At 59.9% G+C, this 12,991-nt stretch carries 12 protein-coding genes, 2 tRNA genes and 1 pseudogene; 11 read left to right on the top strand and 4 right to left on the bottom strand.

Annotated features, from left to right (window positions below; all coding sequences use genetic code 11):
• Positions 1–76 precede the first annotated feature (76 nt).
• Positions 77–1,243 (top strand): iron-containing alcohol dehydrogenase, encoded by a 1,167-nt coding sequence (locus MIC97_RS06505; protein WP_239799346.1) that lies wholly within the window; start codon positions 77–79, stop codon positions 1,241–1,243.
• Between the two features lie 244 nt (positions 1,244–1,487).
• On the opposite strand, the gene tig is transcribed toward MIC97_RS06505, so the two are convergent.
• Positions 1,488–2,960: a trigger factor gene (gene tig / locus MIC97_RS06500; RefSeq protein WP_239801052.1), complete on the bottom strand. Its 1,473-nt coding sequence runs from the start codon at positions 2,958–2,960 to the stop codon at positions 1,488–1,490.
• A gap of 363 nt (positions 2,961–3,323) precedes the next feature.
• Here tig and MIC97_RS06495 point away from each other — a divergent pair.
• From MIC97_RS06495 to MIC97_RS06460, 8 genes and pseudogenes are all read left to right on the top strand, one after another.
• A tRNA-Leu gene (locus MIC97_RS06495) sits at positions 3,324–3,408 on the top strand.
• A gap of 119 nt (positions 3,409–3,527) precedes the next feature.
• The gene (locus tag MIC97_RS06490) at positions 3,528–4,232 is read left to right on the top strand and encodes a hypothetical protein (protein ID WP_239799345.1); all 705 of its coding nucleotides are present in this window, start codon (positions 3,528–3,530) and stop codon (positions 4,230–4,232) included.
• A 357-nt stretch (positions 4,233–4,589) separates the two neighbouring features.
• Positions 4,590–5,689 (top strand): IS3 family transposase gene (locus tag MIC97_RS06485; RefSeq protein WP_239799263.1). Its coding sequence is split into 2 segments (ribosomal slippage): positions 4,590–4,842 and positions 4,842–5,689, totalling 1,101 coding nucleotides; the frame shifts between segments, so codons are not numbered across the junction.
• Positions 5,690–5,758: 69 nt separating this feature from the next.
• The gene (locus tag MIC97_RS06480; protein ID WP_239799344.1) at positions 5,759–6,646 is read left to right on the top strand and encodes a LysR family transcriptional regulator; all 888 of its coding nucleotides are present in this window, start codon (positions 5,759–5,761) and stop codon (positions 6,644–6,646) included.
• Positions 6,647–6,910: 264 nt separating this feature from the next.
• The gene (locus tag MIC97_RS06475) at positions 6,911–7,156 is read left to right on the top strand and encodes a type II toxin-antitoxin system prevent-host-death family antitoxin (RefSeq protein WP_019173848.1); all 246 of its coding nucleotides are present in this window, start codon (positions 6,911–6,913) and stop codon (positions 7,154–7,156) included.
• On the top strand, positions 7,153–7,608 hold the full coding sequence (locus MIC97_RS06470) for a PIN domain-containing protein (protein WP_019173847.1): 456 nt from the start codon (positions 7,153–7,155) through the stop codon (positions 7,606–7,608). Before MIC97_RS06475 ends, MIC97_RS06470 begins: the two co-directional genes overlap by 4 nt.
• A gap of 122 nt (positions 7,609–7,730) precedes the next feature.
• Positions 7,731–7,976, top strand: a complete 246-nt coding sequence (locus tag MIC97_RS06465; RefSeq protein ID WP_239799343.1) for a hypothetical protein — start codon at positions 7,731–7,733, stop codon at positions 7,974–7,976.
• Between the two features lie 18 nt (positions 7,977–7,994).
• A pseudogene (locus tag MIC97_RS06460) lies at positions 7,995–9,008 on the top strand (recombinase family protein); the annotation flags it as partial.
• A 96-nt stretch (positions 9,009–9,104) separates the two neighbouring features.
• Here MIC97_RS06460 and MIC97_RS06455 read toward each other — a convergent pair.
• The gene (locus MIC97_RS06455) at positions 9,105–9,344 is read right to left on the bottom strand and encodes a hypothetical protein (RefSeq protein ID WP_239799342.1); all 240 of its coding nucleotides are present in this window, start codon (positions 9,342–9,344) and stop codon (positions 9,105–9,107) included.
• A 232-nt stretch (positions 9,345–9,576) separates the two neighbouring features.
• A tRNA-Met gene (locus tag MIC97_RS06450) sits at positions 9,577–9,653 on the bottom strand.
• Between the two features lie 226 nt (positions 9,654–9,879).
• Here MIC97_RS06450 and MIC97_RS06445 point away from each other — a divergent pair.
• On the top strand, positions 9,880–10,842 hold the full coding sequence (locus MIC97_RS06445) for a Gfo/Idh/MocA family oxidoreductase (RefSeq protein ID WP_239799341.1): 963 nt from the start codon (positions 9,880–9,882) through the stop codon (positions 10,840–10,842).
• A gap of 79 nt (positions 10,843–10,921) precedes the next feature.
• Here MIC97_RS06445 and mnmA read toward each other — a convergent pair whose 3' ends face one another.
• Positions 10,922–12,109, bottom strand: coding sequence for a tRNA 2-thiouridine(34) synthase MnmA (gene mnmA, locus MIC97_RS06440; RefSeq protein WP_239799340.1), 1,188 nt, complete (start codon positions 12,107–12,109; stop codon positions 10,922–10,924).
• Between the two features lie 291 nt (positions 12,110–12,400).
• Between mnmA and MIC97_RS06435 the strand changes: the two genes are divergently transcribed.
• Positions 12,401–12,676 carry a DUF1153 domain-containing protein gene (locus tag MIC97_RS06435; RefSeq protein ID WP_183831664.1) on the top strand — a complete coding sequence of 92 codons (276 nt, stop codon included), beginning with the start codon at positions 12,401–12,403 and terminating at the stop codon, positions 12,674–12,676.
• Positions 12,677–12,991: the final 315 nt, after the last annotated feature.

The following is a 12,991-nucleotide window of genomic DNA, read 5'->3' as shown; positions in this document are numbered from 1 at the left end:
ACCCGGCGCACCTGGTGCCGGCTTTCATGTCTCACCCGGCGCTGACGCGCCGGCACAGCGCATAAGGAAAGCAGCCATGAGCTTTACACCCTTCTCCTTTACCACGGTCGGGCAGATACATGTCGAATGGGGGGCGGCCTCGAAGCTTGGTGCGCTGCTTGGCCAATGGTTTCCCGCACGCAAGCTGCTGCTGGTGACGGACAAGGGCTTGCACAAGGCCGGTGTGCTGGAGGCGGCAAAGGCGTCTCTGGCTGCCGAAGGCTTTGCCGTCACCATATTCGATGATGTGGTGGCTGATCCGCCCGAGGCTGTGCTGTTCGATTGCGTGGCTGAGGGCCGCAAGGCCGGCGCGGATATCGTGCTGGGGATCGGTGGCGGCTCCTCCATGGATGTCGCCAAGCTGGCCGCCGTGATGCTGACGACCGATCAGCCGCTGAAGGAGCTTTACGGCATCGGCAAGGTGCAGGGTGCGCGCCTGCCGCTGGTGCAGGTGCCGACCACGGCCGGAACCGGCTCCGAAGTCACCAACATCACCATTCTGACCACTCCGGACGATTCCAAGATGGGCGTGGTGGCGGATCAGCTCTATGCTGACCGCGTGCTGCTCGATGCCGAACTGACCACAGGTCTGCCGGCGCTGCACACTGCCGCCACCGGCATCGACGCCATGGTCCACGCGATCGAGGCCTACACCAGCCGGCACAAGAAAAATCCGCTTTCGGACGCGGCCGCGCGTGAGGCATTGCGTCTGCTTTCCTCCAATCTCGTTGCGGCCTGCAAGGATGGCAAGGATCGCGCGGCGCGCGAGGCCATGCTGCTGGGCGCTACGCTTGCCGGGCAGGCCTTCGCCAACGCACCGGTGGCGGCGGTGCATGCGCTGGCCTATCCGCTGGGCGGCCGCTACCACATTCCCCACGGGCTCTCCAATGCGCTGATGCTGCAGCCGGTGCTGGAGTTCAACATGAAGGCGGCAGAAGCGCTGTATGCCGAACTCGCCGGGCCTGTCGGGGCCGATGTCGCGCCCGATGCCGGCATGGCTGAAAAGGCGAAGGCCTTTGTCGAGCGGCTGATCGCGCTGATGGATGCCTCCGGTGCGCCGCGCCGACTGCGCGATGCAGGTGTCGCGGAAGAAATGCTTCCGCAGCTTGCTGCCGACGCCATGCTGCAAACAAGGCTTCTCGGCAACAATCCCGTCGAGGTTACGGAAGCGGATGCGCTGACGCTCTATCGCGCCGCCTTCTGAAAACTGCGATGACTGAGTAACCCAGCCTATCCCGAAGATCTTGTTTCATCAGCTTGCATGCAGCGGGCTGGTGAAATCTGGTCTCATGAAAAGGTTTTAGGCGAGAGAGCTCAGGCCGACTGGTTGATTGAGGCCGAAGTGCCGGAAAGCAGCCGCCGATAGCAGGAAAGAATGCCCCAAAAGAAAAGGCCGCCTTTCGAGGCGGCCTTTTCTTTTCGTATGCAATGCGTGGCGCAGATAAATCTTACTCTGCGTCCTTCTCCGCCTTTTTCTTCGGAGCGGCCTTCTTCTTGGGAGCCTCGGCTTCGCTGTCCTCGGCCTTGGCCGCAGCCTTCTTCGGCGCAGCCTTCTTCTTGGCCGGCTTGGCTTCGGCCTCGCCCTCTTCATCTTCGGCCAGCAGCTCTTCCTTGCTGACCTTGGTGTCGGTCACGGAAATCTGGCCAAGAAGATGGTCGACGACCTTTTCTTCGAAGATCGGAGCGCGCAGCGAGTTCAGCGCCTCGGGGTTGCTGCGGTAGAACTCGAACACTTCCTGCTGCTGGTTGCCGGGGAAGCGGCGAACCTGCTCGAACAGACCGCGCTGCAGTTCTTCATCTGAAACGGTGACGCCTGCCTTTTCGCCGATCTCGGCAAGCACCAGACCAAGGCGCACGCGGCGCTCGGCCAGACGCAGATACTCGGCGCGGGCGTCTTCCTCGGTGGTCTCTTCGTCCGCGAAGGTGCGACCGGCGGCTTCGAGGTCGCGGTTGACCTGATTCCAGATGTTGTTGAACTCGGCCTCGACCAGCCTGGAAGGCGCTTCGAAGCTGTAGGAAGAGTCAAGCTGGTCCAGAAGCTGGCGCTTGACCTTCTGGCGGGTGATGGAGCCGAACTGGTTCTCGATCTGGCTGCGCACGATTTCACGCAGGCGCTCCAGCGACTCCAGACCCAGAGACTTGGCGGTCTCGTCGTCGATCTTCAGTTCGCCGGGCTTCGCCACTTCCTTGACGGTGACGTCGAAGGTCGCTTCCTTGCCGGCCAGCTGCGCGGCCTGATAGTTCTCGGGGAAGGTAACGACAACCTGCTTCTCATCGCCGGCCTTGGTGCCGATGAGCTGGTCCTCGAAGCCGGGGATGAATTCCTTGGAGCCCAGCACAAGCGGCTGGTCGGAGCCAGTGCCGCCCGCAAAGGCTTCGCCGTCGATCTTGCCGACATAATCAATGGTCAGACGGTCACCATCGGCGGCCTTGCCGTCCTTCGGCTCGTAGCTGCGGGTGGATTCGGCCACGCGCTGCACCTGCTCGTCGATCTCGGACTCCGGCACGTCGTAGACAGGGCGCTCAACCTTGATATCGGCGAAATCCCTGATCTCGATCGGGGGTATGACTTCATAGTTCAGGCTGAACTCGAAATCGACGCCGCCATCGAGAATCTTTTCGGCTTCCTTCTCGTCCTCGGTCATCACGACCTCGGGCTGCATGGCGGCCTTTTCGCCGCGCTCGGTGATGATGCTGCGCGCGTCGTTGAGGATTTCGTTGACGACCTCGGCCATGAAGGATTTGCCGTAGACCTTGCGCAGGTGCTGGACCGGCACCTTGCCGGGACGGAAACCGTTGATGCGGACCTTCCCCCTGGCATCGGTGAGCCGGGTCATGAGCCTGGCTTCCATGTCGGTAGCCGGCACGACGACCTTGATCTCGCGCTTGAGGCCGGAGTTGAGCGTTTCGGTGACCTGCATCATCAAACCTTTATCTAGACCCGTAGGGCCGTAAAACGGATTCTACCGTTCACAGCCCGCCGGTACATTATTCCGGAGTTGGCTTCGGGGCGAAGCCGGATGAGCTGGCCATCTCCTGACCCAATCACCCGAAACGCTCCACAATGTGAATAAGTCCTTGTTGTTCCAGCTTCTTTTCACATGTTGCAGAAGCGGATCGTCGCATCCCGTCACATTCGACCCGCCTTTTGTCACAGGCGAGGCCAATTTTCAACTATCTTCGCATCCTGCGGGGCGCTTGCGAAATATGGGGGCAGGCTTGTCGGTCGGGCCCGGGTGAGTGGATTGACAGAGATTGGCCTTCGTGGGATTGGCGGGTTGCATGCGGATGTGGCGGAACTGGTAGACGCCCCGGATTTAGGTTCCGGTGCCGAAAGGCGTGGGGGTTCGAGTCCCTTCATCCGCACCAGTATTTCATGAAGTGTTCATGTGGCTGCTTCAGTTATCTCGGCAGGAAGCGGTATCAGAGCGCAGACTTTCACAGATAGTTGTTGCCGTACCTTGGTTTATGTTGTCGGGAGGGCCGAAATGGCCGGCGAACGATTTGAAGCTGCCATTCGAAACGCGATTGCAAAACGCCGCGCTGAAACCCCGGAGCAGAGGCAACAGATTTATCAGGCTGCAAGGGCAAGCTTTCAGCGCCTGGCCAGAGGTGCTGAAGACGCCGCAGCGCTGGACAGCGCGATTGCTAAAATCGAGGCCTCATTCGCAGACAACAGTGTGCAGCTCGAGAAAGCACAGAAGCGCAGGCATCTGGCAAGCGCAGCTTTTCTGCTTCTTGCAGGGATAGCTGCAGGTGCGCTGGCGGCTGTCTATACCATCTCCCCCTCGTCATCAGCAGCAGAGGAGGAGATCGGTGCGAGGTTTTCTCGGCAGTATACTAGCGATCTGCAGCATATGCCGACTGTGATCGCCTATCTGCGTGAAATCACCGATGCGATAGTTGAGCGTCAAAGGAACAATCGCGAATCGCTTGACCCAGCTAAAGGAAAACTTGTCGCTCTTTCGATGATCGATCCGGATCTTGTAAAAAAGATGCCGGAGTCTCTTCCGCGGGGAACCCAGTTTATCGTGAGGGCCGATCAGAAAGACCTTAAGGTTCTTGCCAACTGGACGCTGTGCGGGGTTGCCATGTTCTCCAATCCGGAAATGCTGGATCCGGTCAGGAGTAGAACTGATAGTATAGGCTGTCCCTTTTTCGGCATGTGGACATCCGGGGCGGTCAAATGGTGACCGATCAGTTTTGTCCACTTGCTCTGAAGAAGGGCGGGGCGATTGGCGCTCAGGGCTATATTCATCCCCATACGTTTCCTTAGGATGACGCAAGCCGCTGATCAGGTGAGATACTCATCACCCACAATGTCGGAATTCGTGGAATAAGAGCTTTATTCAGGGTGGTGGGGTTTAAGAGAAGCACATTCTGACAAACATAGCAGGATTGTCGATGGTAGCGGAGGAGCGTCGCCGCCAGTATCTCCCGGTGGTCAAGTTCCTGTGCTGATGATCGTTTCGCCAAGAACAAAACTTGACCTGAGCCCCTGAACTTCCTCCAGATTTTGGTAGAGTCCGTCGCAATGAGGAGACGGACGAATGAAGCGTTCACGGTTCACGGAAGAACAAATTATCGGGATACTGAAGGAGCAGGAGGCGGGCGCGAAGACAGTCGATGTCTGCCGCAAGCACGGCATCTCGGACGCAACCTTCTACAAATATAAAGCAAAGTATGGCGGCATGGACGTGTCGGATGCCCGCAAACTGAAGGCGCTTGAGGACGAGAACGCCAGGCTGAAGAAGCTGCTCGCCGAGGCCGTGCTGGACAATGCGATCCTGAAGGATGTTGCTGCAAAAAAATGGTGACGCCCGATGTGAAGCGGGATGCGGTGGCTCACGTCTGTGCGCAGCACGGGGTGAGCCAGCGTCGGGCGTGCGAGGTTCTGTCGGTGGATCGGTCGAGCATGCGATATCGCAGCGTGCGGCCTGACGATGCATCCATCCGCGAGGCCATGAAGAAGCTGGCGTCCGAACGGCGGCGCTTCGGTTATCGCCGTCTCCACGTCATGCTCGACCGGCAGGGGATCGTCATGAACCTGAAGAAGCTTCGGCGTCTCTACCGGGAGGAGAAGCTGACGGTGCGCAAGCGTGGCGGCCGAAAGCGGGCCTTGGGCACGAGACGTCCTCTGGCTTTGCCGTCGCGTCCGGGCGAGCGCTGGAGCCTGGACTTCGTCAGCGATGCCTTCACCGACGGTCGCCGCTTTCGGGTCCTGGCCGTCGTCGACGACTTCACCCGAGAATGCCTATGCCTGGTTGCCGATACATCCCTGTCAGGCGCAAGGCTTGCCCGCGAACTGGACAGTCTCATCGCCAGACGCGGAAAACCGAGGACGATTGTCTCGGACAACGGGACGGAGATGACCAGCATGGCCATCCTCAAATGGTGCCAGGAGGCCAAGGTGGAATGGCATTACATCGCCCCCGGCAAGCCGATGCAAAACGGCTTCGTCGAAAGCTTCAACGGCAGCTTCCGCGATGAGTGCCTGAACGAGACGCTGTTCTCGTCGCTCGCTCAGGCCCGCGCCGCAATCACTGCATGGAAGGAGGATTACAACAGAAACAGACCGCACTCGTCGCTGGGCAACATCACCCCCAACGAGTTCGCAATGAAAATAGCTATGGAAAAACAGGCCGCATGACGCCAGATTGAAAACCCAAGACTCTCCTGAAAACCGGAGGGAAGATGGGTCTCAGGTCAACGTGTCCCAATGGCCGCTCTTATCCAGACGCTTGCCGTCGCTGAGTATCTAAACTTCCGCCACGCTGCCAATGCGCTCGGCGTGGCACAGTCCAGCATCAGCGCGCGCGTAAAGGCGTTGGAGGAAGACCTTGGCATCCTCCTGTTCGAGCGCTATGCGCGAGGCGTCCGGCTGACCGAGGCTGGACGCCATTTTGTTGCGAGCGTATCCACTGGCATCGACCAACTTGACCATGCCGTGAAAACCGCCGGCGCATTGGCGCGCGGCGAGGAAGGATGCTTGCGGATCGGGTTGCATATGCCGCCCTTGGCTGGCTTCCTCCCCGATATGCTGGCCCTTCACCACGAGCGGCATCCGCGTATCGGCATCGAGGTAACGGAAGGCCGATCCGCCGACATCATGCAGTTGGTGCGGCAAGGTCAACTCGACATCGCCTTCGTTATCGGCCTACCGAACGCCGAAGACTGTCATTCTCGCTTGCTATGGTCGGAAGCGTTGATGGCTGCTCTTCCCACCAACCACCCTCTTGCAGAACGCCCTACGATTACATGGGCGGACTTCACAGCGGAAACCTTCCTTATCCGGTGTGGCGGAACCGGCCCACAAGCGCATGACCATGTGACGCGGCGATTTGCGGAGTTGGGTTGTCATCCGCAAATAATTCGCTGGGAGGTCGGCCGCGAGACACTGTTCCACATGGTCATTCAAGGCTGGGGCGTGACGATCACCACGGAGTCAACGGCATCCATTCCCGTTTCCGGTCTTGTCTTCCGCCCCATTGCAGACGAGCAGGAACAGGTCGAGTTTTATGCCGTGTGGTCGCCCCACAACCAGAGCCAAACACTTCGGAATCTGCTCGACTTGGCAGACCAGATGAAGCGTGAGGCGGGTCAATGATCCGGCAGGAAAGCCTTTCTGCTTCGGACAGGAGGCCGGAGCGTTGTCATCCCCTCAAGGCCAAGCCGCTACGCGGTGGCGCTGCGCGCCAGCCTTGACCGGATGCCAACGCCCCGGCGGGGGCTTGGGAAGCAGATAAGGCGAGGGGTGAGCGCTGGCGCTCCCCTTCCGACAGCGAAAGCCACACAACTTGAAACATCTACACTTGCAGAACGTTTCCTTTTCTCTTATTGTAGGTAATATAACTACTCAACAGGTGTTGCCATGGAAGAAGCCGTTTCGGCAGCGGATGCCAACCGCAAATTCTCTCTCATCCTGCGCAGCGTGCGCGAGGGACACAGCTATGTCGTGACGAGCCACGGACGGCCCGTTGCGCGGATCGTTCCCGCCGACAAGCGCGAAAGCGTGGTGTCCGGCGCGCGCGCGGCATTGCTGTCGCGCCTTGAGCGTCAGCCTGTCGTCAATGCCGGACGCTGGACACGCGACGAGCTTTATGAGGACGAGCGGTGAAGGTTGCGTTTGATACCAACATCTTGGCCTATGCGGAGGGTATCAACGGCATCGAGAAGCGGGATGTCGTTCTCGAGTTGGTGCGCAACCTGCCGCAAGAGGCGGCCGTCATTCCGGTTCAGGTGCTTGGCGAACTGTTCAACGTTCTCACACGCAAGGCCGGTAGATCACGAGCCGAGGCCCGCGAGGCCCTTCTGGGCTGGCGCGACACCTTCCCGGTCGTCGAAACCGCGCCCGAGGTCATGCTGGCGGCCGCGGACCTCGCCACCGATCATCATTTCAGCATCTGGGATTCTGTCATCCTCTCCGTTTCCTCACAGGCCGGTTGTCGATTGCTCCTGTCCGAAGACCTACAGGACGGCTTCACATGGGGTGGGGTAACGGTTGCGAATCCCTTCGCCTCTCCACGCCATACGCTGCTGGAATCCCTGTTGGGAGGGAACGGTGCATAGAGCCAATCCGTCCTATTTACCGCCGATTGCCCGCTATGGCCGCACGGTCTTCGATTTCGTTTCCATTCCTGATCTTCGCGCTGCTCATGCCTGTCTGAGTTCAATCAGGAACAGGCATCCGCATGGAAAACGAGAACAAACCGCCACCGGATGAAGGGTGGAAACCGGCCAACGACAACTACCAGCGGCTGGCGCTGGACGACGACAGCGACATTCCGCCTTGGCAGCGGTTGGACAGGGTTGTGCTGTCCATCGCCCGGCTGATCGGCAGGCAGATGGTGCGAGAAGATTTCGAGCGGCTGCGTGTCGCCAATGACAATGATCCCGGAACGTCCGATGCGGCGGAGGACGGGGCCGAGAAGGATTAGATCGAACGGAGATTCCCCATGACCCGCGTTGCGCTCTATGCTCGCTATTCCACCGACAACCAGCGGGAAGCCTCTATAGAGGACCAGTTGCGGCTATGCCGTGAGCGGGCGCAGCGCGAAGGCTGGCAGATCATCGAGACTTATGCGGATGCGGCAATCTCCGGCGGGAGCATGGTCCTGCGGCCGGGCATCAAGTCACTTCTCGCGGATGCACAGGGCGGCCGGTTCGATGTGGTCATGGCCGAAGCCCTCGACAGGCTGTCGCGCGATCAGGAGGACATTGCCGCCTTGTTCAAGCGCCTGCGCTTCGCGGGCGTCCGCATCGTCACCTTGTCCGAAGGCACGGTGGACGAGTTGCATGTCGGCCTCAAGGGCACCATGAACGCGCTTTTTCTTCGCGACCTTGCCGCCAAAATCAAGCGCGGCCAGATCGGTCGTGTCGTCAACGGCTATTCGGCCGGTGGCCTGTCCTACGGCTATCGCGTGGTGAAGAAGCTGGACGAGCGCGGCGAACCGATCCGTGGACTTCGCGAGGTGGATGAGGAGCAGGCCGGAGTTATCCGGCGCATCTTCCATGAGTTCGTGTCGGGTATGTCGGCGCGGATGATCGCGGCCAGCCTCAACCGCGACGGCATCCCGTCTCCTGTCGGCGGGACGTGGGGAGCTTCCACGATCAACGGCAATCTTAAGCGGCGCAGCGGCTTCCTCTACAACGAAGCCTATATCGGGCTGCTGGTCTTCAACCGCGTCCAGATGGTCAAGGACCCGGAAACCGGCAAGCGTGTCTCGCGACCGAACCCGCCCGAGCAGTGGCAAGTGGTGGAAGCTCCGCATCTGCGCATCGTCAGCGACGAGCTTTGGGACGCCGTGCAGGCTCGCAAGAAGCTCTACGGCGGCACGCGGCTGCATGAGCGGCGGCGGCCTAAGCATATGTTCTCCGGCCTTGTGCGGTGCGGTTGCTGCGGCGCGTCCTATACGATCAAGAACCGCGAACAGCTTGCGTGCGCCGCGCATCGCGAGAAGGGAACCTGCACGAACAGCCGCACCATTCGGGTGAGCGAGCTTGAGCGCCGCGTTCTGGACGGTATCAAGCATCGGTTGCTCGCCCCCGAGGCCATCGCGGAGTGCCTAGCCGAATACCATGCCGAACGTCGCCGCTTGATGGCAAAGGCGAGGCAGGAGCGGCAGAAGATCGACAAGAGGCTGGCAGCCATCGACAGGCAGATCAAGAACATCATCTATGCCATTGCCGACGGCATCGCCACGGCTGGCATGAAATCGCGATTGATCGAGATCGAGGCGGAGAAGGAGCGCCTTTCCGCCAACCTTGCCGCCATGGCCGAGTCGAGCAATGTCGTGGAGCTTCATCCGGCTTCCATCGAAGCCTACCGCCGCAAGGTGGCCGAGCTACAGGATGCCTTGCAGACCGGCGACAGCGAGCGCCGGGAGGCAGCAAACATCGTCCGCTCGCTGGTCACATGCATCGAGGTCATGCCGCGCGAAGGACGGGGAGAACTGAAGCTGAGCGTCCACGGCGCGCTGGCCGAACTGCTCAATCTGCCGAACCGGAAAACGGGAGAATTGCCACGCACTGCATTGATGGTAGCGGAGGACGGATTTGAACCGCCGACACAAGGATTATGATTCCTCTGCTCTAACCAACTGAGCTACTCCGCCCCGGTGCAAAGGTTCGTTACCGCAACTCGCCGCTGCGATGCCCTCTGCCAAGGTCGCGCGGATATAAGGTGGCCATGGCAATTGTGTCAAGCAGGCAAAAGCACTTGCCGGGGGATTTGACGCTGTTTTCTGCCGCAGTGAAATTTGCCGGCGTGAACGGGTGGGGTTGAGTTCGATCCGGGCCGCCGCTATGTGTCAGCCACCTGAATCTTCGAGTTTATGATTGATGAAACCGCGTATTGCCGTCCTTGGATGCGGATATTGGGGCAGCAACCATGTCCGCACCCTGAAGGGGCTTGGTGCCCTTTACGCGGTCTCCGATGCCAATCGTGACCGTGCCGAAGGTTTTGCCAGCGAACAGAACTGTCTGGCGCTCACTCCCGACGAGCTTTTCCAACGTGAAGATGTCGATGCCATCGTGATGGCACTTCCGCCGCAGTTCCACGCCGAGGCGGCTATCCGCGCTGTCGGGGCGGGCAAGGATGTGCTTGTGGAAAAGCCTGTTGCGCTCACCGTAGAGGACGCGGAGCGGGCCGTGGCTGCGGCGAGGGACAAGGGCCGCGTTTATATGGTCGGTCATGTGCTGCGCTTTCACCCGGCCTTCGAGAAGCTCAAGGCGCTGGTCGATGCCGGCGAACTGGGAGAAATCCGCTATATCCATTCGCATCGTCTGGGCCTCGGAAAATTCCATACCGAAAATGATGCGCTGTGGGACCTTGCCCCGCACGATCTTTCCATGATCCTGGCCATCACCGGCGCTGCGCCGGTAGAGGTCCATGGAGAAGGGGCAGCAGCGCTCGACCATCTCAGCGATTTCGCGCATCTGCATATGCGTTTTCCCGGAAATCTGCGCGGGCACCTGTTCGCGTCGCGGCTCAATCCGTATCGCGAGCGGCGTTTGACGGTTGTCGGCACGAAGGGAATGGCAGTTTTCGACGATGTCGAGCCGTGGGAGCGCAAGCTGGCCGTTTATCACCACTCGATCTGGCAGGACAGCGGCCAGTGGGCCTTCACAGCAGACGAGCCGCACTACGTTCCGGTGGAGCAGGGCATGCCGCTGACGCGGGAGCTTGAGCACTTCATCCAGTGCATCGAGACCCGCGCAGAGCCGCGAACCAATGGCGAGGAGGCCATAAGGGTTCTGCAGGTTCTGACGGCCGGAACCGTACGCCACCAACGGATTGTGTAAGGCTCCGAACGGGATGTTCAGCCAATAAAAAAGGGCGGCACGGGCTGCCCTTTTTTTATTGGCTTCTTTGTTTCAAAGGTCAGCCGGCCACCTGTGCAGACCGCGCGCCGAGACGCGACAGCATGGCTTCGGCTTCTGCTCCGCGCTCGGAGCGGCCGATGAAGCCGCCCCCCAGAACGCGGGCTTCGTTGCCGTCATCGGAATAGAGAACGCAGGCCTGTCCCGGCGCGACGCCGGATTCGCCATCGACCAGTTCAACGACCGCAGTGTCATTTTCGTGGCGCAGGATGGCTGGGCGGGGCGGGCGTGTGGAGCGAACCTTGGCAAAGAGTTCCATGCCTGCAGACGGAATTTCGCAGAGGGCTTCATCTCCCAGCCAGTTCATGTCGCGCAGATAGACCTTGTGGGTTTCCAGTGCCTCACGCGGGCCGACGATGACACGTGCATGCTCGGAATCGAGATGCACGACGTAAAGCGGCTCGCCGGAGGCGACGCCGATGCCCCGGCGCTGGCCGATCGTGTACCGCAGAATGCCGTCATGGCGACCGAGAACACGCCCATCGATATGCACGATATCGCCGGGGGTGGAGGCGCCGGGCTTCAGCTTTGCGATGATGTCGGAATATTTGCCCTGCGGCACGAAACAGATGTCCTGACTGTCCTGCTTGGTGGCGACGGACAGTCCCATCTCTTCGGCCATGGCGCGAACAGCCGGCTTGGGCAAATCGCCCAGGGGAAAACGCAGGTAATCGAGCTGATCCTGTGTCGTGGCAAAAAGAAAATAGCTCTGATCCCGGTCGGCATCGAGCGGGCGATACAATGCGCGGTGAGCACCGTTCGCGCGCGAGCGGATGTAGTGGCCGGTGGCCAGAGCATCGGCGCCCAGTTCCTTCGCCGTGGCGAGAAGATCGGCGAACTTGACCGTCTGGTTACAGGAAACGCAGGGGATCGGCGTTTCGCCATGTACATAGCTTTCGGCGAAGGGATTGATCACCGCCTCGCGAAAACGCCTCTCGTAGTCGAGCACATAATGGGGAATGCCGAGCGTTTCGGAAACGCGGCGTGCATCGTCTATATCCTGCCCGGCACAGCAGGAACCCGGCCGGTGCGTTGCCGCACCATGGTCATAGAGCTGGAGCGTGACGCCGACGACATCATAGCCTTCACGTTTGAGCAGCCCGGCCACAACGGAGGAATCGACGCCGCCGGACATGGCGACGACGACACGCGTGTCCTGCGGGCGTGCGGGAAGGTCAAGGCTGTTCATGTCATTGTTCCAAAAGGATGCGACCGCATTTCGGTCCGGTATGCCGGAAACAGGCCCGTCAGGCAAATATAGGTCAGGCTTCGATGGCTTGCCAGACCCGTTTTGCCTTCAACTCAGGCCTTCAGGAACGTTCGGTGGCCTTTGAATCGCATTTGAATCAAAGGCCCGGCCGTTCCCTAACGTGACGTTCATGTTCGTTACTTATCCATTAGGAACCGCTTAGGCAATTTTTAAAGCTGTGGCGGTAGTGTGGCAGTGATTGGTTCTTGCGTTTTTTTAGTAGAGAGTATGATGACCGATCTTGTTAGACCGCGAGTCAAATACGTAATCGGGCCGGACGGCAGCCCGCTTACAATTGCCGACCTGCCGCCAACGAATACGAGACGCTGGGTCATCCGGCGCAAGGCTGAAGTTGTGGCAGCCGTGAGGGGAGGTCTTCTAAGCCTTGAAGAAGCCTGTCAGCGCTATGCCCTGACGACCGAGGAATTTCTTTCCTGGCAGGCGTCGATCGATGAATACGGGCTTGCGGGCCTTCGCACCACGCGAATTCAGCAATATCGGCACTGAAGTCTTTTCTGATCTTTTGGATCCGTTTCCGTCGCTTCAGACTTTTGTTCTGAGAGAAATCTTAATCCCGGGACCAGGTAATGGTTTCGGGACAGAACATGCTCCGACACAATGATCTGAGGCCGTCCCGCCATGTTTTCATGGCTGTTTGCGAACCATCGGCGGAAGGTCCCGGCCCGAAAGGGCGGGGCCTTTTTGCTTGTTTGCAAGCAGCTGTTCGCGATTTTCATCCGCAGACTTCAGGTTTCCTGCAGCAGTTGGTGAGGTTTCGGGCGGATATGAAAACGGCCCCGCGGCGAAGCCGGCGAGGCCGTT

It is taken from the genome of Aquamicrobium sp. NLF2-7 (assembly GCF_022359935.1).
In the GTDB taxonomy this organism is placed as follows: Bacteria; Pseudomonadota; Alphaproteobacteria; order Rhizobiales; family Rhizobiaceae; genus Mesorhizobium; species Mesorhizobium lusatiense.
This window is presented reverse-complemented; position numbering and strand designations above follow the sequence as displayed.